21 protein-coding genes are annotated in these 19,852 nt (G+C 65.2%); 14 read left to right on the top strand and 7 right to left on the bottom strand.

Annotated features, from left to right (window positions below; translation table 11 throughout):
* Positions 1-23: 23 nt before the first annotated feature.
* Positions 24-1,319, bottom strand: a complete 1,296-nt coding sequence (locus ACXAJT_RS12100) for a pilus assembly protein TadG-related protein (protein WP_475235595.1) — start codon at positions 1,317-1,319, stop codon at positions 24-26.
* Positions 1,319-1,741 carry a TadE/TadG family type IV pilus assembly protein gene (locus ACXAJT_RS12095; protein ID WP_475235800.1) on the bottom strand — a complete coding sequence of 141 codons (423 nt, stop codon included), beginning with the start codon at positions 1,739-1,741 and terminating at the stop codon, positions 1,319-1,321. The genes ACXAJT_RS12100 and ACXAJT_RS12095 overlap by 1 nt, the downstream gene beginning before the upstream one ends.
* Before the next feature lie 379 nt (positions 1,742-2,120).
* Between ACXAJT_RS12095 and ACXAJT_RS12090 the strand changes: the two genes are divergently transcribed.
* The 3 genes from ACXAJT_RS12090 (at position 2,121) to lpdA (ending at position 5,801) form a co-directional block, all read left to right on the top strand.
* Positions 2,121-3,422, top strand: coding sequence for an MFS transporter (locus ACXAJT_RS12090; protein WP_475235593.1), 1,302 nt, complete (start codon positions 2,121-2,123; stop codon positions 3,420-3,422).
* 131 nt (positions 3,423-3,553) lie between these two features.
* Complete coding sequence (locus tag ACXAJT_RS12085) at positions 3,554-4,138, top strand: DUF924 family protein (RefSeq protein WP_475235592.1); 585 nt, start codon at positions 3,554-3,556, stop codon at positions 4,136-4,138.
* Between the two features lie 268 nt (positions 4,139-4,406).
* The gene (gene lpdA, locus ACXAJT_RS12080; protein ID WP_475235589.1) at positions 4,407-5,801 is read left to right on the top strand and encodes a dihydrolipoyl dehydrogenase; all 1,395 of its coding nucleotides are present in this window, start codon (positions 4,407-4,409) and stop codon (positions 5,799-5,801) included.
* A gap of 225 nt (positions 5,802-6,026) precedes the next feature.
* On the opposite strand, the gene ACXAJT_RS12075 is transcribed toward lpdA, so the two are convergent.
* The 3 genes from ACXAJT_RS12075 to ACXAJT_RS12065 all read right to left on the bottom strand — a co-directional run bounded on the left by ACXAJT_RS12075 (position 6,027) and on the right by ACXAJT_RS12065 (position 7,583).
* Positions 6,027-6,614, bottom strand: coding sequence for an HD domain-containing protein (locus ACXAJT_RS12075; RefSeq protein WP_475235585.1), 588 nt, complete (start codon positions 6,612-6,614; stop codon positions 6,027-6,029).
* A complete protein-coding gene (locus ACXAJT_RS12070) occupies positions 6,611-6,868 on the bottom strand; it encodes a hypothetical protein (protein WP_475235583.1) in 258 nt (85 codons plus the stop codon). Before ACXAJT_RS12070 ends, ACXAJT_RS12075 begins: the two co-directional genes overlap by 4 nt.
* 61 nt (positions 6,869-6,929) lie before the next feature.
* Positions 6,930-7,583 (bottom strand): alpha/beta hydrolase, encoded by a 654-nt coding sequence (locus tag ACXAJT_RS12065; protein ID WP_475235581.1) that lies wholly within the window; start codon positions 7,581-7,583, stop codon positions 6,930-6,932.
* Between the two features lie 167 nt (positions 7,584-7,750).
* Here ACXAJT_RS12065 and iscR point away from each other — a divergent pair, with 167 nt between their 5' ends.
* From iscR to ACXAJT_RS12010, 11 genes are all read left to right on the top strand, one after another.
* Positions 7,751-8,236 carry a Fe-S cluster assembly transcriptional regulator IscR gene (iscR, locus tag ACXAJT_RS12060; protein ID WP_475235578.1) on the top strand — a complete coding sequence of 162 codons (486 nt, stop codon included), beginning with the start codon at positions 7,751-7,753 and terminating at the stop codon, positions 8,234-8,236.
* Positions 8,237-8,291: 55 nt separating this feature from the next.
* Entirely contained in the window at positions 8,292-9,335 is a 1,044-nt protein-coding gene (locus ACXAJT_RS12055; protein ID WP_475235576.1) for a cysteine desulfurase family protein, read from the top strand.
* A 69-nt stretch (positions 9,336-9,404) separates the two neighbouring features.
* Positions 9,405-10,937, top strand: coding sequence for a Fe-S cluster assembly protein SufB (gene sufB, locus ACXAJT_RS12050; protein WP_475235574.1), 1,533 nt, complete (start codon positions 9,405-9,407; stop codon positions 10,935-10,937).
* 24 nt (positions 10,938-10,961) lie between these two features.
* The gene (locus ACXAJT_RS12045; protein ID WP_475235570.1) at positions 10,962-11,156 is read left to right on the top strand and encodes a hypothetical protein; all 195 of its coding nucleotides are present in this window, start codon (positions 10,962-10,964) and stop codon (positions 11,154-11,156) included.
* A gap of 10 nt (positions 11,157-11,166) precedes the next feature.
* A complete protein-coding gene (locus tag ACXAJT_RS12040; protein ID WP_475235568.1) occupies positions 11,167-11,484 on the top strand; it encodes a heavy metal-binding domain-containing protein in 318 nt (105 codons plus the stop codon).
* Positions 11,481-12,077: a hypothetical protein gene (locus ACXAJT_RS12035; protein WP_475235566.1), complete on the top strand. Its 597-nt coding sequence runs from the start codon at positions 11,481-11,483 to the stop codon at positions 12,075-12,077. The genes ACXAJT_RS12040 and ACXAJT_RS12035 overlap by 4 nt, the downstream gene beginning before the upstream one ends.
* Positions 12,078-12,101: 24 nt before the next feature.
* A complete protein-coding gene (sufC, locus tag ACXAJT_RS12030) occupies positions 12,102-12,857 on the top strand; it encodes a Fe-S cluster assembly ATPase SufC (protein WP_475235564.1) in 756 nt (251 codons plus the stop codon).
* Positions 12,858-14,138 carry a SufB/SufD family protein gene (locus ACXAJT_RS12025; protein ID WP_475235562.1) on the top strand — a complete coding sequence of 427 codons (1,281 nt, stop codon included), beginning with the start codon at positions 12,858-12,860 and terminating at the stop codon, positions 14,136-14,138.
* The gene (locus ACXAJT_RS12020; protein ID WP_475235560.1) at positions 14,138-14,647 is read left to right on the top strand and encodes a YIP1 family protein; all 510 of its coding nucleotides are present in this window, start codon (positions 14,138-14,140) and stop codon (positions 14,645-14,647) included. Before ACXAJT_RS12025 ends, ACXAJT_RS12020 begins: the two co-directional genes overlap by 1 nt.
* A complete protein-coding gene (locus tag ACXAJT_RS12015; RefSeq protein ID WP_475235559.1) occupies positions 14,644-15,225 on the top strand; it encodes a YIP1 family protein in 582 nt (193 codons plus the stop codon). The genes ACXAJT_RS12020 and ACXAJT_RS12015 overlap by 4 nt, the downstream gene beginning before the upstream one ends.
* Complete coding sequence (locus tag ACXAJT_RS12010; protein WP_475235557.1) at positions 15,218-16,438, top strand: cysteine desulfurase; 1,221 nt, start codon at positions 15,218-15,220, stop codon at positions 16,436-16,438. Before ACXAJT_RS12015 ends, ACXAJT_RS12010 begins: the two co-directional genes overlap by 8 nt.
* Before the next feature lie 179 nt (positions 16,439-16,617).
* Here ACXAJT_RS12010 and glmS read toward each other — a convergent pair whose 3' ends face one another.
* A complete protein-coding gene (gene glmS, locus ACXAJT_RS12005; RefSeq protein WP_475235555.1) occupies positions 16,618-18,435 on the bottom strand; it encodes a glutamine--fructose-6-phosphate transaminase (isomerizing) in 1,818 nt (605 codons plus the stop codon).
* Between the two features lie 4 nt (positions 18,436-18,439).
* Positions 18,440-19,798, bottom strand: a complete 1,359-nt coding sequence (gene glmU / locus ACXAJT_RS12000; protein WP_475235554.1) for a bifunctional UDP-N-acetylglucosamine diphosphorylase/glucosamine-1-phosphate N-acetyltransferase GlmU — start codon at positions 19,796-19,798, stop codon at positions 18,440-18,442.
* Positions 19,799-19,852: the final 54 nt, after the last annotated feature.

The following is a 19,852-nucleotide window of genomic DNA, read 5'->3' as shown; positions in this document are numbered from 1 at the left end:
GCGAGGTTTGGGCGGGACCTGCGCTATCGCAGCACCACCGTGTCGCCGTTCAGCATGGTTTCGGCGTTCAGGCAGATCGGCAGAAGCTGCAAATCCGTGGTGATCTCCGAGATCTCGCGCACCAGCGGGTTCACGATGCCGCCCAGCAGATCAAGCGTGCCCGACAGCAAGGTCCCGGTCTCTTCGACGGTCTGATCGAGGAACAGCCCCAGCGGCGAGTCGGTCGAGACCAGCGCCGGGATGCCTGCGACCGCATCGAGATCGGCAAAGAGCAGCACCTTCACCCCGTCGCCCGGCGCGCAGGCGGGCGAGCCGGTGAGCAGCTTGTCGGGGCGCAGGCGCGCCTCGTCGAGATCGCGCACCAGCGACAGAAGGTTCGACACCACAAGGCTGGCACGCAGCGACACCTCGCCCTCGAACCGGACCGGGCATTCGGAAAAGATCGCCGCGTTCTCGACCACAAAGCCATCGCCCAGACGCAGCACCTCTCCAGCCTCGCAGTCAACGTAGACGCTGCCATCGCTCAGCACCTCGATGTCGTCGAGATCGCGGATGTGGATGTTCTGCGTCGCCGTGCGCGCCACCGCCTCGACGTCCGAGAGGCTTAGCTCCTGCAGTCCGAAAAGATCCAGCCCCGGCAGATCCACGCCTCGGGCGATCAACCCGTTGATCAGCGCGTCGGTCTCCTCGGTGCGCCACAGCGGCATGTCGCCGTAGCTGACCCCGGCGTTGGCCATCAGGCAGATGCCAAGGAAAACATCCAGCGCCGACACATCGACCCGCGTCTGCAGCGACAGCAGCGGCGACGGGCAGCGCAGCGCACCGCGGGTGCGGAATTGCGCCACGGCCTGCCCCTTGAGATCCCATTTGTCATAGCCGAACAGCCCAAGGAACAGCAGCGGTTCGGCGCTGTCGTGTTCCTCGTCGCGGTTGAGTGTCACGCGCACCGCATCATAGGGATGCTGGCCGGGCAGGAAGACGCCGCTGACCGCGTCGCGCCGACCGATCTCGAAGCTGTTGCCGTGCCAAGCGTTGTCGAGCCGCGCCACTTCGAGGCCGGCTCCGGCGATACGCTTGGCCACTTGTCGCGGGCTTTGGGTGATCACCGGCTCCGAAGCGCGGGTGGCTGCGCTGAGCGCCGCAGCCTCGGCATTCGACTGCAGGATTTCCTTGACCCGCCACGCATTGGCGACGTCGATCGCCGCACCGCCAAGCAAGGTGCCCACGATGAGCAGGAAAAGGGCGATGGCGGTGCCGCCGCCGTCTTCCTTGCGCCACAGTGCGGCAAGTGCGCGGTACCTGGGGATGAGCGCGCCCATCAGTTCGGCTCCCGCAGCATCGAGATCGAGGCGTGCAACTCGCCCACCACATAGCGGCCCATCACCGGCGTCAGCGACGCCTTGGCACCGGGCAGGCTGATGCGAGCATCGACCTCATCACGGTCGACCAGCACGTCAATCACGTAGTCGTTGTTGCCGAAAAACAGCCTGCTGCGCAGATAATCGTTCGCCTCGGCGGGACGAACCCGATGGATCGACACGGCGCGGGCGGTGTCCCGTGCGGCGCTCCACATGTTTGCGTTGACCACCATCAGATAGGCGAAATCCATGATCAGCGCGAGGACACACAACAAAAACGGTGCCCATATCGCCATTTCCACAGTCAGCGAGCCCTCCTCCTGCTCGCGAAACTTTTGTCCGAATACTCTGGTTCTTGCTTCCTGACCCCTTCTGCGCGCCATACCGATGCGCCCTCCCACTGGTTCCTCCACAGCGCGGGGAAACATGTCCCGCACATCTATATTTAGCGCCGGAATTGCGCCTTCTTTGCGGCGCTCAGGTGGCGGCTTGCTATGATATTCTGGGCGTCGCATGTGATGCACGGTAAGAAATTGGTAACCGGACGGTTTTTCGCCTTTGCCGGAATGCAACCATGGCGGTGCCATACAAGCCAGTTAACAAATCCGCCGTGTTTTCCGGGTAAATCGTGCTTAATGTGGCGCCGTTTTTGAAATGCTCTTGCGCCGAATGCGCCGCGAGGGCAGGGCAGGCGCAAAGTTGGAATCGCCGTGGTGAAACGTGACAGAACTGCGTCACGGCGGAATGGACAAGGGGCCGGACATGACCGAGGTTCTGAAGAATTCCTGGGCGCTGCTGTTGGGCGTCATGCTGCTTATGGTGGGCAACGGTCTGCAAGGCTCGCTCTTGGGCGTGCGCGGCGGCGACGCCGGTTTTTCCGCCTTTTCCATGTCGATCGTCATGTCGGGGTATTTCGCCGGCTTCCTGCTCGCCTCGCGGCTGACACCGGGCATGATCCGTCGGGTCGGCCACGTGCGGGTCTTCGCCGCGCTCGGCTCGTTCATCTCGGCGGTGCTGATCCTCTACCCGGCGTTCCCGCATCCCGTGATCTGGACCGTCGAGCGGATGATCATCGGCTTTTGCTACTGCGGAGTCTATGTGACCGCCGAAAGCTGGCTCAACAACGCCTCGTCGAACGAGAACCGCGGCCAGGCGCTGTCGGCTTATATGATCGTGCAGATGGTCGGCATCATCGCCGCGCAGGGCATGCTGCTGATCCCCGACACCTCGGGCTTTTTGCTCTTCGTGATCCCCTCGGTGCTGGTTTCCATCGCCTTCGCGCCGATCTTGCTGTCGATCTCGCCGACCCCGGCCTTCGACACGACACGGCCGATGAGCCTGCGCGAGCTGTTCCATGTCTCGCCGCTTGGCATGGTCGGCATGTTCCTGCTTGGTGGGGTGTTTGCGTCGCAGTTCGGCATGGCGGCGGTCTACGGCTCCGAGGCGGGGCTGACGCTGGCGCAGATCTCCACCTTCATCGCCGCCTTCTACGTGGGCGCGCTGGTCACGCAATACCCGCTGGGCTGGCTGTCTGACCGGATGGACCGCCGCGTTCTGGTGATGGCGGTGGCGCTGGTCGGCGGGCTGGCGGCGGCTGCGGCGGTGACGCTCTCGGGGCATTTCACCGTGCTCTTGGTCGCCGCCTTCCTGATCGGCGGCGCCTCGAACCCGCTTTATTCGATCCTCATCGCCCACACCAACGACTTCCTTGGCGCAGACCGCATGGCGGCCGCGTCGGCGGGCCTGTTGTTCATCAACGGCTTGGGCGCGATCGCCGGGCCGCTGATCTCGGGGTACGCGATGGAGACGATGGGGCCGGGGGGCTTCTTCGTACTGATCGCTGCGCTGATGCTGGGGCTCACCGCCTACGCCGGATGGCGCATGACGCGCCGCGCGGCCCCCGATGCGGATGACATGGGTGCCTTCGCCGCGGTCGCACCAACCGGCTCGATGGTTGCGGTCGGCGTTGCCGGCGAAGCGGTGATCGATGCGCAGGAAGCCGCAGAGGCCGAAGCGATCGAAGCCGCCAGAGCTGAGGCGGAGGCCGAAGATAGAACGCGGTGAGTGCCTATTAATTAGGCGCACACGGACCGAGGCAGGTATTGTCGCAATTGACAGAATTTGTGACTTCAGCATCCGGGGCAGGCGAATGTAACCTGTTAATGACACCGGAGCGGCACGCAAGGATGGAAGGTATGAAGGCCCCCGAGGATATTCTGGCATTCTGGCTCGACCAGACCGACAGCGACAAATGGTACAAGGCGGACCCGGCGCTCGACGCCGAGATACGCTCCCAATTCGAGGAGACTTGGGATGGCGCGATGGAGGGGCGGTTCGGGCTATGGCTGACCTACCCCAGTGGCGCGCTGGCCTACATCATCCTGCTCGACCAGTTCTCGCGCAACATGTTCCGCGGCGAGGCCAAGGCCTTCGCGGCCGATGAAATCGCGCTGGCGGCGGCGAAACAGGCGATCTGGCGTGGCTGGGATCTGAAGATCGACGAGCCCGCGCGGCAGTTCTTCTACCTGCCGCTGATGCATTCCGAGAACCTTTGCGATCAGGAGCGCTGCATCCGTCTGATGAAAGAGCGGCTCACCGAAAGTGGCGCCAGCAACCTGCTGCACGCCCGCGCGCACCGCGAGGTGATCCGCGAGTTCGGGCGCTTCCCAACCCGCAACGAGGCGCTGTCGCGCAGCTCAACCTCGACCGAAAGCGGGTATCTGCAGGGCGGCGGCTACGGCGAGGTTCTGCGCAAGCTGCAGGCCGTCGAAGCGGCCTGAGCCTGAGACTGAGCCAGAGCCCCGCGGCTAATCTCAGGCAAGGTTTTAGGGCCCGTGCGCGACAAGCGCGCGGGCCTTTTGCTTGTTAAACGCTCTGGCAAAGCCGCATGTCGCGCGCCGGGTTGCGTCTTTGGCGTCTGCCCGTCACCTTGCCCATAGCCCCGCATCGCCCTAGCTGCCTGCGGGCAGGCGATCTTTCGCGGGCGGCGTTGAAGCCCCCCGGGAGATGGTTTAATATCAAACTAATTTGACTCGGCGGGAGAGAGCCATGGCTTCGCAAAGCTTCGACATGATCGTCATCGGTGCCGGACCCGGGGGCTACGTCGCCGCCATCCGCGGCGCCCAGCTCGGCCTGAAAGTGGCCGTGGTGGAGCGCGAGCACATGGGCGGCATCTGCCTCAACTGGGGCTGCATCCCGACCAAGGCGCTGCTGCGGTCTTCGGAGATCTTCCACTTCATGCAGCGCGCCAAGGACTACGGCCTGAGCGCCGAAAAGATCGGCTACGACCTCGACGCGGTGGTCAAGCGCTCGCGCGGGGTGGCCAAGCAGCTGAACTCGGGCGTCACGCACCTTCTGAAGAAGAACAAGGTCACCGCCTTCATGGGCGAGGCCTCGATCCCGTGCAAGGGCAAGGTCATCGTCAAGACCGACAAGGGCACCGAAGAGTTGACGGCGAAGAACGTCGTCATCGCCACCGGTGCGCGCGCCCGCGAACTGCCGGGCCTCGAGGCCGACGGCGATCTGGTCTGGACCTACAAGCACGCGCTGCAGCCGGGCCGCATGCCCAAGAAGCTGCTGGTGATCGGTTCGGGCGCCATCGGTATTGAGTTCGCCAGCTTCTACCACACGCTTGGCGCCGACACGACGGTGGTCGAAGTGATGGACCGCATCCTGCCCGTCGAGGACGAGGAAATCTCAAAATTTGCCAAGAAGCAGTTCGAGAAGCAGGGTCTGAAAATCCGTGAGAAGACCATGGTCAAGCAGCTCGACCGCGCCAAGGGCAAGGTCACCGCGCATATCGAGCAGGGCGGCAAGGTCACCAAGGAAGAGTTCGACACGGTGATCTCGGCGGTCGGCATCGTCGGCAACACCGAGGGTCTGGGCCTCGAAGATCTTGGCGTGAAGGTCGAAAAGACTCACGTTGTGGTCGACCAGCACTGCCGCACCGGGGTCGAAGGCGTCTACGCCATCGGCGACATCGCCGGCGCGCCCTGGCTGGCGCATAAGGCCAGCCACGAAGGCGTCATGGTGGCCGAGCTGATCGCCGGAGGCCATCCGCACGCGGTCGATCCCAACGCCATCGCGGGCTGCACCTACTGCCAGCCGCAGATCGCCTCGGTGGGCATGACCGAAGCGCAGGCGAAAGAGGCGGGCTACAAGATCAAGGTCGGTCGCTTCCCGTTCATCGGCAACGGCAAGGCGATCGCGCTCGGCGAGCCTGAGGGGATGGTCAAAACCGTCTTCGACGAGAAGACCGGCGAGCTTTTGGGGGCGCATATGGTCGGGGCGGAAGTCACCGAGCTGATCCAAGGCTACGTGGTCGGCCGCCAGCTCGAGACCACCGAAGAGGACCTGATGAACACCGTCTTCCCGCACCCGACGCTGTCGGAGATGATGCACGAGAGCGTGCTCGACGCGTGGGGCCGCGCGATCCACTACTAAGATCGCGCAGGTCGTAAGATGCAGAAAGGGGCGCCAGGTCGGCGCCCCTTTGTCGTCTTGGCGGCTCAGGTGTGTCGCAAGGGGGCGCTGCCCCCTCGGCGCTGCGCGCCTCACCCCCGGGATATTTGTGTCTAAGCGAAGTGGCCTATCGGGCTTCGTCTAGACTGAAGTATCCCGGGGGAGGCCGCCGCAGGCGGGCGGGGGCAGAGCCCCCAAAGCGCCGGGTCAGGCCGAAAGCCGCGCGAGGAAGCTCTGCACCTTGGGCGCCAGCCAGTCCCAGAGTTTCGGCGCGCCGCTTTGGATCTTCGGCGCCATCTTCTTCTCAAACACCGGCCAGGTCACCTTGTAGTCGACCCATGAGCCGCCGTCGGTGACGAGGTTCATGTTCGGGGGCTGAAAGCGGTCGACCGATTTGGCAAAGCGCGCGTCGGGCGTTTCATTGGCTTCGAACTCATCCCAGAGCGCGCGCAGTGCCGCGCCCTGATCGGCGGGCAAGAGGCCGAAGAGACGATCGGCGGCGGCGGATTCCTCGGCCTCCTTGGCGGCTTCGTCGACCTCGCCGAAGAATGGGTTGTCGCCGGCGTCGATCTCCACCAGATCGTGCAGCAGAAGCATCTTGATGACGCGCTCGATGGTCACGCCCTCAGGGGCATGCTCGCCCAGCACCAGCGCGAAGAGCGCAAGGTGCCAGCTGTGCTCGGCGGAGTTCTCATAGCGCGCGCCGTCCGAGGTCTTGGTGGCGCGGGTCACAGCCGAGAGGCGTCCTGCCTCGATCAGGAAGGCCATCTGTGCGTCGAGGCGGTCGGTGCTCATGCGGAAGGGTCCTCGGCGGCGTCGGGGCCGCTGCCGCTGGCCTTGGCGGCATTGAGCCGCTCGACGAGGAAGGCGCGCGCCCGGCGTTCGGCCATGCGCACGCGGATCGAGGCCAGATAGGCTTCTTCGAGGGTGGTGGAGGAGGCGCCGATGATCTTCGCCACCTCCATGAAGAACCGGTCGTCGCCGGTCACTTTCATCACTTTGAACGTGTCCTCGGCCAGCTTGTCGGCGAGTTCTTCGGTCAGTTGCATGACGCTCTCCGGGGGATATGGGCGTGCGGGCCGCGGCGCGGGCCGGGCCCGCGCCCGCGGATCAGCGTGTGGTCTCGGTCAGGCGGCGCTTTACGTAGCCGGTGACGCTGTCGATCATCGTGTCCATGTGCGGCTCTTCGAAGAAGTGGCCGGCGCCATCCACCTGCTCATGGGTGATGGTGATGCCCTTCTGCTCCTTGAGCTTGTTGACCAGCGTCGAGGTGTCCGCCGGCGGCGCCACGCGGTCGTTGGTACCGTTGATGATCAGGCCCGACGACGGGCAGGGGGCGAGGAATGAGAAATCGTACATGTTCGCCGGCGGCGAGACCGACACGAAGCCGGTGATCTCGGGGCGGCGCATCAGCAACTGCATGCCGATCCAGGCGCCGAAGGAGAAGCCCGCGACCCAGCAATGCTTGGAGTTGTTGTTCATCGACTGCAGGTAGTCGAGCGCCGAGGCGGCGTCGCTGAGCTCGCCAATGCCCTGGTCGTATTCGCCCTGGCTTCGGCCGACGCCGCGGAAGTTGAACCGCAGCACCGTAAAGCCCATGTTGTAGAAGGCGTAGTGAAGGTTGTAGACGACCTTGTTGTTCATCGTCCCGCCAAACTGCGGATGCGGGTGCAGGATGATGGCAATGGGGGCGTCATTGTCTTTTTGCGGATGATAGCGGCCTTCGAGGCGGCCTTCGGGTCCGGGAAAAATGACCTCGGGCATCGGGCGGAACTGCTCCTGATCGGAGTGCGCGAAATTCTTGACGAAATTTCTGCGGCACTTTAGAACGTTTCTAAATCCCGTGCGAGCACGGGAAAGGGCTTCATTGCAGATAGGCAATTGCCCGGTCAAGGTCAATCGGTTGGGCGCGCGGCGCCCGGGAGGCGAGCGTGAAACTGAGTACGAAAGGGCGCTACGCGATGGTGGCGCTGGTGGATATCGCCCTGCAGCCCGAGGGGGATCTGGTGACGCTTGGCGACATCTCGAAGCGGCAGGATGTCTCGCTGCCCTATCTTGAGCAGCTTTTCGTCAAGCTGCGGCGGGCAGGTCTGGTGGCGTCGGTGCGCGGTCCCGGCGGCGGATACCGGCTGGCCCAGACCCCCGACGAGATCCGTGTCGTGGACATCCTTGCTGCGGTCGATGAGACCGTGGACGCGATGCACAAGGGCGCAGGCGCCTCGGGCGGGGCGTCGGGCAGCCGCGCGCAATCGCTGTCGAACCGGCTGTGGCAGTCGCTGTCGGCGCATGTCTATGTCTATCTGCATCAGGCGCGGCTGTCGGACGTGGTGGGCAATGCGCTGGCCCCCTGTCCGGCGGTGCCCTCTCTGTTTGCCGTGGTCGACGAGCAGGATGAGGCAGCCGCCAGCGAGGCGTGAGGGCCGTTGCGGCCCGCCGGGTTGCGTATTTTTGGAACAATGAAAGAGGGGCGGCGTGACGCGGGCCTATCTTGACTGGAATGCCACGGCGCCGCTGCGGGCCGAGGCGCGGGACGCGATGATCGCGGCGATGGATGTCGTGGGCAATCCATCCTCAGTGCACGCCGAGGGGCGTGCGGCCAAAGGGCTGATGGAAAAGGCGCGGGCGCAGGTTGCCTCTGCGCTTGGGGCTGACGGCGCCGACGTTGTCTTTGTCTCCGGCGCCACCGAAGCAGCGGCGCTGGCCTGTGCTGGGCGCGGGCTGCATGGGGCCGATATCGAGCATGACGCCATGGCTGCTTGGCTGACCTGCGATCTGCCGGTCGACGGGCAGGGGCGGGTAACCGTCAGCGACCCGGCGAACACCGCGCTGCAGGCGGCGAACTCCGAGACCGGCGTCATTCAGGATCTGCCGCAGGGGCTTGCGGTGGTCGACGCCACGCAGGTCTTTGGCAAGCTGCCTTTCGCCTTCAATTGGTCGGGGGCGCAGATGGCCCTCGTCTCGGCGCACAAACTGGGCGGGCCGAAGGGAATCGGCGCGCTGGTGATGAAGCGCGGCACCGACCTGCCGCCGCAGTTGAAAGGCGGCGGGCAGGAGATGGGGCGCCGCGCAGGCACTGAGAACCTGATTGGCGTTGCGGGATTTGGCGCAGCGGCGGAAGCGGCTGCGCGTGATCTGGCCGATGACGTCTGGACAGGAATCGAAAAACTTAGAACTATTCTAGAGAAGGCTATTGCGGCTGCCGCCCCAGAGACTATTTTTGTCGGGAATGGTGCGCCGCGCCTGCCGAACACCTCCTGCTTTGCTTTGCCGGGCTGGAAGGGTGAAACGCAGGTGATGCAAATGGATCTGGCCGGCTTTGCGATCTCTGCGGGATCGGCCTGCTCCAGCGGCAAGGTCCGCGCCTCCCGCGTGCTGCGGGCAATGGGATTTGACGACGACGTGGCCGGCAGCGCGATCCGCGTGAGCCTTGGCCCGACGACACGGGAAGAGGACGTGCTGCGCTTCGCCGAAGCCTGGGCGCGTCAGTATCGAAAGAAATACGCGCCAGCCCGCTGAGGCGAGTGTGTGATCGGAAACGCAGGGCGGCCCGCATGGCGCGCCCCGGGACGACAGGAGAAAAGGCTGATGGCAGCTTTTGACAAGATCACCGTGAAAGAAGGTGTCGAGCAGGAGACCGTTGACGCGGTCGAGGCCGTCTCGACCTACAAATACGGCTGGGAAACCGACATCGAGATGGAATACGCGCCGATGGGCCTCAACGAGGACATCGTGCGTCTGATCTCGGAGAAGAACGAAGAGCCCGAGTGGATGACCGAATGGCGCCTCGAGGCCTACCGTCGCTGGCTGACCAAGGAAGAGCCCAACTGGGCGATGGTCGACTACCCGAAGATCGACTTCCAGAAACAGTATTACTATGCCCGCCCCAAGAGCATGGAGACCAAGCCCAAGTCGCTGGACGAGGTCGATCCCAAGCTGCTGGCCACCTACGAAAAACTCGGCATTCCGCTCAAGGAGCAGATGATCCTTGCCGGTGTCGAGGGCGCCGAAGAGGCCCCCGCCGAAGCGCGTGAAGGCGAGCGCAAGGTCGCCGTGGACGCGGTGTTCGACTCGGTGTCCGTGGGCACCACCTTCCAGAAGGAACTGGAGAAGGCGGGCGTGATCTTCTGCTCGATCTCCGAAGCGATCAAGAACCACCCCGAGCTGGTCAAGAAGTACCTCGGCTCTGTGGTTCCGGTGTCGGACAACTTCTACGCCACGCTGAACTCGGCGGTCTTCTCGGACGGCTCGTTCGTCTACGTGCCGCCGGGCGTGCGCTGCCCGATGGAGCTGTCGACCTACTTCCGCATCAACGCCGAAAACACCGGCCAGTTCGAGCGGACGCTGATCATCGCCGACAAGGGATCTTACGTCAGCTACCTCGAAGGCTGCACCGCGCCGCAGCGTGACACCTCGCAGCTGCACGCGGCCGTGGTCGAGATCATCGTCGAGGAAGACGCCGAGGTGAAATACTCGACCGTCCAGAACTGGTTCCCCGGCGACGAGGAAGGCAAGGGCGGCATCTACAACTTCGTCACCAAGCGCGCGGACTGCCGCGGCGACCGGGCGAAAGTAATGTGGACGCAGGTGGAAACCGGCTCGGCCGTCACCTGGAAGTACCCGTCGTGCATCCTGCGTGGCAACGAAAGCCAGGGCGAGTTCTACTCGATCGCGATCGCCAACAACCACCAGCAGGCCGACACCGGCACCAAGATGATCCACCTTGGCAAAGACACCAAGAGCCGGATCGTCTCGAAGGGCATCTCGGCGGGGGTGGCGCAGAACACCTATCGCGGGCTGGTGTCGATGCACCCGAAGGCGAAGAACAGCCGCAACTACACGCAGTGCGACAGCCTGCTGATCGGCGACAAATGCGGGGCTCACACGGTGCCCTACATCGAGGTGAAGAACAACTCCTCGCGCTGCGAGCACGAGGCGACCACTTCGAAGGTCGACGACGATCAGCTGTTCTACTGCCGCCAGCGCGGCATGGACGAGGAAGAGGCGGTGGCTCTGGTGGTCAACGGCTTCTGCAAGGAAGTGCTGCAGGCGCTGCCCATGGAGTTCGCCATGGAAGCCCAGCAGCTCGTCGCCATCTCGCTCGAAGGTTCGGTGGGCTAAGGCCCGCCGGAGGGGAGACGTCCTATGCTGCAACAGCTTGTTCTGGACTCTGCCGGGGCGGCCATCGGCGTTTTCCTCGGCGTGCTGATCGGCCTTGGCCTGCGCAAGCGTAAGGGCAACACCGAGGGGCTGATGGCCAACTCGGTGCTGCTCACCGCGAGCGCGGCGGCGGGTTTGGCGCTGCTGGTCATGATGGCGTTCCGCTACTTCATGGGCTGAGGAGGGTCTGATGATCGTCACCACCACCAACAGCATCGAGGGCCACCGCATCACCGCCTACAAAGGCATTGTGGTGGGTGAGGCGATCATGGGCGCGAATGTCGTGCGTGATCTCTTTGCCTCGATCACCGATGTGATTGGCGGCCGATCCGGGGCTTACGAAAGCAAGCTGCAGGACGCCCGCGACACCGCCATGCGCGAGCTTGAAGACCGCGCCAAGGTGCTCGGGGCCAACGCGGTGGTCGGCGTCGACCTCGATTACGAGGTCGTGGGCAACTCGATGCTCATGGTCTCGGTGTCGGGCACGGCGGTGGTGATCGAGGGATGACCGAGGTTCTGTCCCGGCCCGAGCTCACGCTTCCCGAGGCGGAGGCCGCGCTGCTGCGCGCGGAATATGCCGCGGCGGAGGTGATCCTCGAATACGGCTCGGGCGGGTCGACGGTTATGGCCTCCGAGATGCCGGGCAAATCGGTGTTCTCGGTGGAGTCGGGCAAGGACTGGGCGCAGATGATGCGCCGCTGGCTTGCAGACAATCCGCCTGCGAAGGGCACCGAGGTGGAGATCATCTGGTCCGACATCGGGCCGACCAAGGAATGGGGGCACCCGGTCAGCGATGCCGCATGGCAAAGCTACCCCGAGTACCCGCTGCAGGTCTGGGACCTGCCCGAGTTCCGCCAGCCCGACGTGGTGCTGGTGGATGGGCGCTTTCGGATCGGCTGCGCGCTTGCCGCCGCCTTCCGGACCGAGAAACCGCTGGTGCTGCTCTTCGACGACTACGCGCCGCGCAAACACTATCACAAGGTCGAGCACTGGCTCGGCCGACCGCAAATGACCGGCCGCATGGCCCGGTTCGAGATCGTCCCTCAGGCCTTCCCGGTGAAGGATCTGCTGCGGATCATGAAACTGTCCGTGCGGCCCTGACCGCACTCCCAAGGAGGGAAACCTATGCTGGAAATCAAGAACCTTCAGGTGAAGCTGGAAGAAGAGGACAAGCAGATCCTCAAGGGCGTCGATCTGACCGTGGAAGCGGGCAAGGTGCACGCCATCATGGGCCCGAACGGTTCGGGCAAGTCGACCCTGTCCTACGTCCTGTCGGGCAAGGACGGCTACGAGGTAACCGGCGGCGAAGCGACGCTCGGCGGCGAAGACATCCTCGACATGGAGCCCGAAGAGCGCGCCGCGGCTGGCATGTTCCTCGCATTCCAGTACCCGGTGGAAATCCCCGGCGTCGGCAACATGACCTTCCTGCGCACCGCGGTGAATTCGCAGCGCAAGGCACGCGGTCAGGAAGAAATGTCCTCGACCGAGTTCCTCAAGGTCGTTCGCGAGAAGGCGAAATCTCTGAAGATCGACGCCGAGATGCTGAAGCGCCCGGTCAACGTCGGCTTCTCCGGCGGTGAGAAAAAGCGTAACGAGATCCTGCAGATGGCGATGCTCGAGCCGAAGATGTGCATCCTCGACGAGACCGATTCCGGCCTCGACGTCGACGCCATGAAGCTGGTCGCCGACGGCGTGAACGCGCTGCGCGACGAGGGCCGAGGCTTTCTCGTGATCACCCACTACCAGCGCCTTCTGGATCACATCAAACCCGACGTCGTGCACATCATGTCGAACGGCCGGATCATCAAGACCGGTGGCCCCGAGCTGGCGCTCGAGGTCGAGCAGAACGGTTATTCGGACATCATCGAGGAGGAAGCGTAAATGGCACTTCCCCAAGTCAAGCAGACCGCGACCGACGCGCGGCTGGCGGCGTTGAACCTGCCCGAAGGCGGCTGGTCGCGTCCCGCCCGCGAGGCGGCGCTGGCGCGCGTGCAGGCCATGGGCCTGCCCGGTGCCCGTGACGAGTACTGGAAATACACCCGTCCCGAGAAGCTGATCGCCGCCGAGGCGCCCTCGGTCGCCGTGATGGACGTGTCGGACGAGGCGCCGGTGTTCGGCGCGCGCGACAGCGTCAAGGTGGTCTTCGTCGACGGCGTGTTCAGCGCCGCAGAGTCCGATGATCTGGCGCTTGAGGGTGTCAGCATCGAGCGTCTGGCCGAGGCCTCGGACATCCACTGGGCCAAGGACCTCTACGGCCAGTTGGAAACCAACGGCCAGACCCCGGTCGAGCGTCCTCTGGCCGCGCTGAACACGGCGTTTGCCACCGACGGCCTGCTGATCCGTGTGACCGGCAAGGCGCCGAAGCCGCTGCATCTGATCTACCGTCACGCCGAAGAAACCTCGGACGCGATCCTGCACCATGTGGTGAAGGTCGAAGAGGGCGGCGATCTGACGGTGCTGGAATCCGGTCCGGCGGCGGCCCGCTTCAACAAGGTGATGGAAGTGGACGTGGCCGATGGCGCGGCGTTCCACCATGTCCGGGTGCAGGGCCGTGACCACGAGCGCCGCGCCGCGACGCATATCTTCGGCCGCCTCGGCACCGAGAGCACCTTCAAGACCTTCACCCTGACAGTGAACGGTGTGCTGACCCGCAACGAATGCGTGCTCGAACTGACCGGCCACGATGCGGTGTGTCACGTCGCGGGCGCCTGCATGGGCGATGGCGATTTTCACCACGACGACACGGTGTTCATCACCCACGACGCGGTGAACTGTGAAAGCCGTCAGGTGTTCAAGAAGGTGCTGCGCAACGGCGCGACGGGTGTCTTCCAAGGCAAGATCCTCGTGAAGGAAGGCGCGCAGAAGACCGACGGCTACCAGATCAGCCAGTCGCTTCTGCTCGACGAGGACAGCCAGTTCCTCGCCAAGCCCGAGCTGGAAATCTACGCCGACGACGTGGCCTGCTCGCACGGCTCGACCTCGGGCGCGATCGACGAGGACGGCCTGTTCTATCTGCGCGCGCGCGGCGTGTCGCGGGGCGAAGCCGAAGACCTGCTGACCATCGCCTTCATCGCCGAAGCGGTGCAGGAGGTCGAGGACGAGGGCATCCAAGAAGAGGTCAACGGCCTCGTCGCGGCCTGGCTGGGACGGCGCCGCGGCTGATGTCGCTCTCGCGCGAGATTGTCGCCACCTACCGGGGGCCGGGCGCCGTGGTGCGCCGCCTGCTGTCGCAGGGCCCCCGCGAGGACCGGGCACTGATGTTCGTCATGGTGGCCTGCGCGATCTTCTTCGTCGCGCAGCTGCCGGGCCTCGCGCGGAAGGCGCATCTGGAGCAGGTCGAGCTGAACCCGCTGATGGGGGCGTCTCTGCTGGCCTGCATGGTGATCCTGCCGCTTGCGCTCTACGTGCTGGCGGCGCTGAGCCACTTGGTGGCGAAGATATTTCGCGGGCGGGGCACCGGCTACGGCGCCCGGCTCGCCTTGTTCTGGGCACTGCTGGCGGCAAGCCCGCTGGTGCTGCTCAACGGGCTGGTGGCGGGCTTTGTGGGCGAGGGCGTGCAACTGTCGCTCGTCGGCCTGCTGTGGTTCGCGGTGTTCCTCTGGTTCTGGCTGCGCGGCCTCATGGTGGCCGAACGCCCCGCCGAGCCGATCACCGGGCGGCCCGCCACATGAGCGTCGGGGCAATTCTTTCGCTGGCGTGGCAGACAATCGTCGCCCCGCGCGAGGTGGCGCGCCTGCTGATCTCGCTGCGGCTTTCGCGCGAGGTGCTGCTCACCGGCTTTGCGCTGGTGGTGGTGCTGAACGCGCTGATCGTCGGGCTGATGCAGATGGGCGGCGAGGTGCCCGCGGGCATGCTGCTTGCACCGGTGCCGATGGGCCTGCTGCTGGCCGCCATGCTGGCCGCGTCCATCGCTGTGATGACATGGGCCGGGCGTAGCTTTGGCGGCACTGGTCGGCTCGAGGACGTGGCGGTGCTGCTGATCTGGCTGCAGGCCCTGCGCGCGCTGGCGCAGCTGGGCGTGGCGCTGCTGGGGGCGGTGTCTGGCGGGCTGGCGCTGATCGCGGTGCTCGGCAGCCTTGTCGTCGGCATCTGGATCCTCGTCTGCTTCCTCGACGAGGCGCATGGGTTCGGCAGCCCTTTCAAGGCGCTGCTGGTGCTGATACTCGCAAGCGTGGCGCTGGTTCTGGCGCTGATGATGATCGTCTCCCTGCTGGGAGTTGGGCCGAACGGGATGGCTGGCTATGTATGACGTGCGACAAATTCGCGAAGACTTTCCGATCCTCGCCCGCGAGGTGAACGGCAAGCCGCTGACCTATCTCGACAATGGTGCCTCGGCGCAGAAGCCGCAGGTGGTGATTGATGCAGTGACCCGCGGCTATGCCGAGGAGTATTCCAACGTCCACCGCGGGCTGCATTACCTGTCGAACCTCGCGACCGAGAAATACGAGGGTGTGCGCGGCACCATCGCGCGCTTTCTCGGTGCGAAGGATGAGGAAGAGGTGGTGTTCACCAACGGCTCGACCATGGGCATCAACCTCGTCGCCTATGGCTGGGCCATGCCGCGCTTTGAGCCCGGCGACGAGATTATCCTGTCGGTGATGGAGCACCACGCCAATATCGTGCCGTGGCACTTCCTGCGCGAGCGGCAGGGCGTGGTGATCAAATGGGTCGATGTGGACGCCAGCGGCGCGCTCGATCCGCAGGCGGTGCTGGATGCGATCACCCCGAAGACCAAGCTGATCGCCGTGACGCAGGTGTCGAACGTGTTGGGCACCGTGGTCGACATCAAGACGATCTCGGCGGGCGCGCGCGACAAGGGCGTGCCGGTGCTGGTCGACGGCTCGCAGGGGGCCGTGCACATGCCGGTGGATGTCGAGGACCTCGGCTGCGACTTCTATGCAATCACCGGCCACAAGCTCTACGGCCCTTCCGGGTCGGGCGCGATCTGGATCCGCCGCGAGCGGCAGAACGAAATGCTGCCGTTCCTTGGCGGGGGCGACATGATCCGCGAGGTCCACAAGGACAGCATCAGCTACGCCGAGCCGCCGATGAAGTTCGAGGCCGGCACGCCGGGCATCGTGCAGCAGATCGGCCTTGGTGTGGCGCTGGAGTACATGATGGGCCTCGGCATGGAGAACATCGCCGCGCACGAGGCCAAGCTCGCGCAATACGCGGCGTCGAAACTGCAGGGGCTGAACTGGCTCAACGTTCAGGGCACCACGCCGGACAAGGCGGCGATCTTCTCCTTCACGCTCGACGGCGCGGCACATGCGCATGACATCTCGACAATCCTCGACAAGAAGGGTGTCGCGGTGCGCGCGGGCCATCACTGCGCCGGGCCGCTGATGGACCATCTCGGCGTGTCGGCGACCTGCCGTGCCTCCTTCGGTCTCTACAACACCGAAGCAGAGGTCGACACGCTGGTCGAGGCGCTGGAGTTGGCGCACGACCTCTTCGCCTGAGCCTTTGCCGGGCGTCGCGCCGGACGGCGCCGCCGGATTTTTGCGTATTTGAAAAGAGAAGAAGCCCCGGGGATCGCGCGGATCGCCGGGGCTTTTTCTACTTCGTCTAGACCCCAATATCCCGGGGGAGGCCGCGCAGCGGACGGGGGCAGAGCCCCCCTTGTCGCCACAGGAGAGGTCTACTCCACGGTTACGGATTTCGCGAGGTTGCGCGGCTGATCCACGTCGGTGCCCTTGGCGATGGCGGCGTGATAGGCCAGCAACTGCGCGGGCAGCGCGTAGAGCAGCGGGGCAAGGCGGTCGTCGACCTCGGGCAGGGTGATGCTCTGCCAGATGCCGCTCCCGGCCTCTTCGATCCCCGCGGCGCAGGAGATCAGGCAAACCTTGCCGCCGCGCGCCATCACCTCTTGCATGTTCGAGACGGTCTTGTCGAAGAGCCCGTCGCGCGGCGCCATGACGATCACCGGCACGGATTTGTCGATCAGCGCGATAGGCCCATGCTTGAGCTCTCCGCTCGCATAGGCCTCGGCATGGATATAGCTGATCTCCTTGAGCTTCAGCGCGCCTTCGAGGGCCAGCGGGTACATCATGCCGCGGCCCAAAAAGAGCACATCGCGGGCCTCGGCGATCTGCCGTGCGGCGCTGGCGATGGTCTCCTCGCGGTCGAGCGCGGCGTTGAACAGGCCGGGCAGGGCGCGCAGCTGCGCTAGAAGCTCGGACTTGTCGCCGAGGTCCATGCGCCCGCGCGCCTCGGCGGCCTTGATCGCCAGCAACAGCAGCACGTTGAGCTGGCAGGTGAAGGCCTTGGTCGAGGCGACGCCCACCTCCACACCGGCGTGGATCGGCAGCGCCAGATCGCTCTCGCGGGCGATGGTCGAGGTCTCGACATTGACCACAGAAACGATCTTGTCGGCCCGTCCCGCGCAGTAGCGCAGCGCCGCCAGCGTGTCGGCGGTTTCACCCGACTGGCTGACAAAAAGCGCCACCGTGCCCTTCGTCACGGGGGGCTCGCGGTAGCGGAATTCCGAGGCGATATCGACCTCGACCGGGATGCGGGCCAGCTTTTCGAACCAGTATTTCGCGGTGAGACAGGCGTAATAGGCGGTGCCGCAGGCGACCAGAACCAGCCGGTCGACCTCGGCGAAATCCAGACCCGGCTGCGGCAGCACGATCTCGTCGCCCTTGAGGTAGGCCCCCAGTGCCTCGGCCAGCACGGTGGGTTGCTGGGCGATCTCTTTGGCCATGAAGTGCTTGTAGCCGGCCTTGTCGACCTGCGTCTGGTCGAGCCGGACCCGCTTCACCTCGCGCGTCACCGGCGCGCCGTCCATGTCGAAGATCTCTGCCCCGGCGCGGGTGACAACGGCCCAGTCGCCCTCTTCGAGATAGGTGATGCGGTCGGTCATCGGCGCGAGCGCGATGGCATCGGAGCCGACGAACATCTCACCGTCGCCATGGCCGAGGGCCAGTGGCGAGCCCTTGCGGGCGGCGACCAGAAGGTCGTCTTCGCCGTCGAAGAGGAAGGCCAGCGCAAAGGCACCTTCGAGCCGGCCGAGCGCTTTCGAGGCGGCGGCGACCGGCGCGAGGCCCGTGTCGAGGTAATGCGAGACCAGCATGGCGACGGTTTCGGTGTCGGTGTCGGTCTCGGGGGTCAGCCCGCAATTGGCCAGTTCGGCGCGCAGCTCGCGGAAGTTTTCGATGATGCCGTTGTGCACGACCGAGACCTTGCCCGCCCGGTGCGGGTGCGCGTTACGGGTGGTGGGGGCGCCATGGGTGGCCCAGCGGGTGTGGCCGATGCCGGATTTGCCGCGCAGCGGATCATGCACCAGCAGGTCCGAGAGGTTCACCAGCTTTCCAACTGCGCGGCGGCGGTCGAGCGTGCCGTCCTGCACCGTGGCAATGCCGGCGCTGTCATAGCCGCGGTACTCGAGCCGCCGCAGCGCCTCGACCAGCATGGGGGCCACCTCGTGCTTGCCCAGAACGCCTACGATTCCACACATGGTTTTATCCCTTTTTTTCGGCTTTCTGGGAGGCCTTCTTGGCGCGTAGCATGTCGCGCAGACGGGTGGCGAAGCCCGGCTTGGTGACCTGTTTCGTGCGCCCCAGCGCCAGCGCGCCTGCGGGCACATCCTCAGTCACCACCGATCCCGAGCCGGTCATCGCGCCGTCGCCGACGCTGACCGGGGCGACCAGCATCGTGTCGGAGCCGATGAAGGCCTCTTTGCCGATGGTGGTGCGGTGTTTGAAAAAGCCGTCGTAGTTGCAGGTGATGGAGCCCGCGCCGATGTTACTGCGCTCGCCGACGTCGGCGTCGCCGAGATAGGTCAGGTGGTTGGCCTTCACGCCCTCGGCCAGATAGGCGTTCTTCACCTCGACGAAGTTTCCCACATGCACATCTTCGGCCAGTTCGGCGCCGGGACGCAGGCGAGCATAGGGGCCGACGATGGCGCCGCGGCTGACGTGGCAGCCCTCAAGGTGACTGAACGCGCGAATCCGGGCGCCGCTTTCAACGGTGACGCCGGGGCCGAACACCACATTGGGCTCGATCTCGGCGTCGCGGCCCACGTAGCTGTCCCACGCGAAGAAGACGGTCTCGGGCGCCAGCATCATCACGCCGTCCTCCAGCAGTTCCGCGCGCTTGCGGGTCTGAAAGGCGGCCTCGGCGGCGCGCAGTTCCGCGCGCGAGTTGATGCCCAGTGTCTCGGCCTCGTCGCAGCGGACCACGCCTGCCGAGAGGCCGCGCGACCGGGCGATCTCAACGATGTCAGTCAGGTAGTATTCACCCGAGGCGTTGTCGTTGCCCACTGCGTCGATCAGCGAAAAAAGCGTCTCGCTGCCAGCGCAGACCACGCCCGAGTTGCACAGGGTGATCGCACGTTCGGCTTCGGACGCATCTTTGAACTCGACGATGCGCTCCAGCGAGTCGCCCGACGTCACCAGCCGACCATAGCGACCGGGATCGGCCGCCTCGAAACCCAGCACCACGACATCGTGCTGCGCGCGGGCTTCGCGCATGGCTTCGAGCGTTGCCTCAGAGATAAAGGGCGTGTCGCCGTAGAGCACCAGCGCATCGCCGTCGAACCCTTCGAGCGCGGGCTGTGCCTGCGCCACGGCGTGGGCGGTGCCTAGCTGCTCGGACTGGATCACTACCTGCGCTTCGGGGGCGAACTCGGCGGTGGAGGCGGTGACCTCCTCGGCGCCATGCCCGGCCACCACCACCGCGCGCGAGGGCTCCAGCGCCTGCCCGGCGCGCAGCGCGTGCCACAGTAGCGGCGCCTGACCGAGACGGTGCAAGACCTTGGGAAGCTCGGATTCCATCCGGGTGCCCTTGCCCGCGGCAAGGAGGATCAGCGCGATGCTCATGCGGTTTCCTGTTTGTCTTCTGCCTGCGCCCGTTTTATCCGCTTGGGGCAGGGG

Source organism: Salipiger sp. ABF4_146 (assembly GCF_056161345.1).
This window is presented reverse-complemented; position numbering and strand designations above follow the sequence as displayed.

Bases quoted from the DNA above. Each gene is read 5' to 3' on its own strand.
- ACXAJT_RS12085 (WP_475235592.1), top strand. From the start codon at position 3,554: ATGAAGGCCCCCGAGGATATTCTGGCATTCTGGCTCGACCAGACCGAC.
- ACXAJT_RS12045 (WP_475235570.1), top strand. From the start codon at position 10,962: ATGCTGCAACAGCTTGTTCTGGACTCTGCCGGGGCGGCCATCGGCGTT.
- ACXAJT_RS12035 (WP_475235566.1), top strand. From the start codon at position 11,481: ATGACCGAGGTTCTGTCCCGGCCCGAGCTCACGCTTCCCGAGGCGGAG.
- glmS (WP_475235555.1), bottom strand. From the start codon at position 18,435: ATGTGTGGAATCGTAGGCGTTCTGGGCAAGCACGAGGTGGCCCCCATG.
- ACXAJT_RS12040 (WP_475235568.1), top strand. From the start codon at position 11,167: ATGATCGTCACCACCACCAACAGCATCGAGGGCCACCGCATCACCGCC.
- ACXAJT_RS12065 (WP_475235581.1), bottom strand. From the start codon at position 7,583: ATGCCCGAGGTCATTTTTCCCGGACCCGAAGGCCGCCTCGAAGGCCGC.
- ACXAJT_RS12070 (WP_475235583.1), bottom strand. From the start codon at position 6,868: ATGCAACTGACCGAAGAACTCGCCGACAAGCTGGCCGAGGACACGTTC.
- lpdA (WP_475235589.1), top strand. From the start codon at position 4,407: ATGGCTTCGCAAAGCTTCGACATGATCGTCATCGGTGCCGGACCCGGG.
- ACXAJT_RS12075 (WP_475235585.1), bottom strand. From the start codon at position 6,614: ATGAGCACCGACCGCCTCGACGCACAGATGGCCTTCCTGATCGAGGCA.
- sufC (WP_475235564.1), top strand. From the start codon at position 12,102: ATGCTGGAAATCAAGAACCTTCAGGTGAAGCTGGAAGAAGAGGACAAG.
- sufB (WP_475235574.1), top strand. From the start codon at position 9,405: ATGGCAGCTTTTGACAAGATCACCGTGAAAGAAGGTGTCGAGCAGGAG.
- glmU (WP_475235554.1), bottom strand. From the start codon at position 19,798: ATGAGCATCGCGCTGATCCTCCTTGCCGCGGGCAAGGGCACCCGGATG.
- ACXAJT_RS12100 (WP_475235595.1), bottom strand. From the start codon at position 1,319: ATGGGCGCGCTCATCCCCAGGTACCGCGCACTTGCCGCACTGTGGCGC.
- ACXAJT_RS12090 (WP_475235593.1), top strand. From the start codon at position 2,121: ATGACCGAGGTTCTGAAGAATTCCTGGGCGCTGCTGTTGGGCGTCATG.
- ACXAJT_RS12025 (WP_475235562.1), top strand. From the start codon at position 12,858: ATGGCACTTCCCCAAGTCAAGCAGACCGCGACCGACGCGCGGCTGGCG.
- ACXAJT_RS12095 (WP_475235800.1), bottom strand. From the start codon at position 1,741: ATGGCGCGCAGAAGGGGTCAGGAAGCAAGAACCAGAGTATTCGGACAA.
- ACXAJT_RS12010 (WP_475235557.1), top strand. From the start codon at position 15,218: ATGTATGACGTGCGACAAATTCGCGAAGACTTTCCGATCCTCGCCCGC.
- ACXAJT_RS12015 (WP_475235559.1), top strand. From the start codon at position 14,644: ATGAGCGTCGGGGCAATTCTTTCGCTGGCGTGGCAGACAATCGTCGCC.
- ACXAJT_RS12020 (WP_475235560.1), top strand. From the start codon at position 14,138: ATGTCGCTCTCGCGCGAGATTGTCGCCACCTACCGGGGGCCGGGCGCC.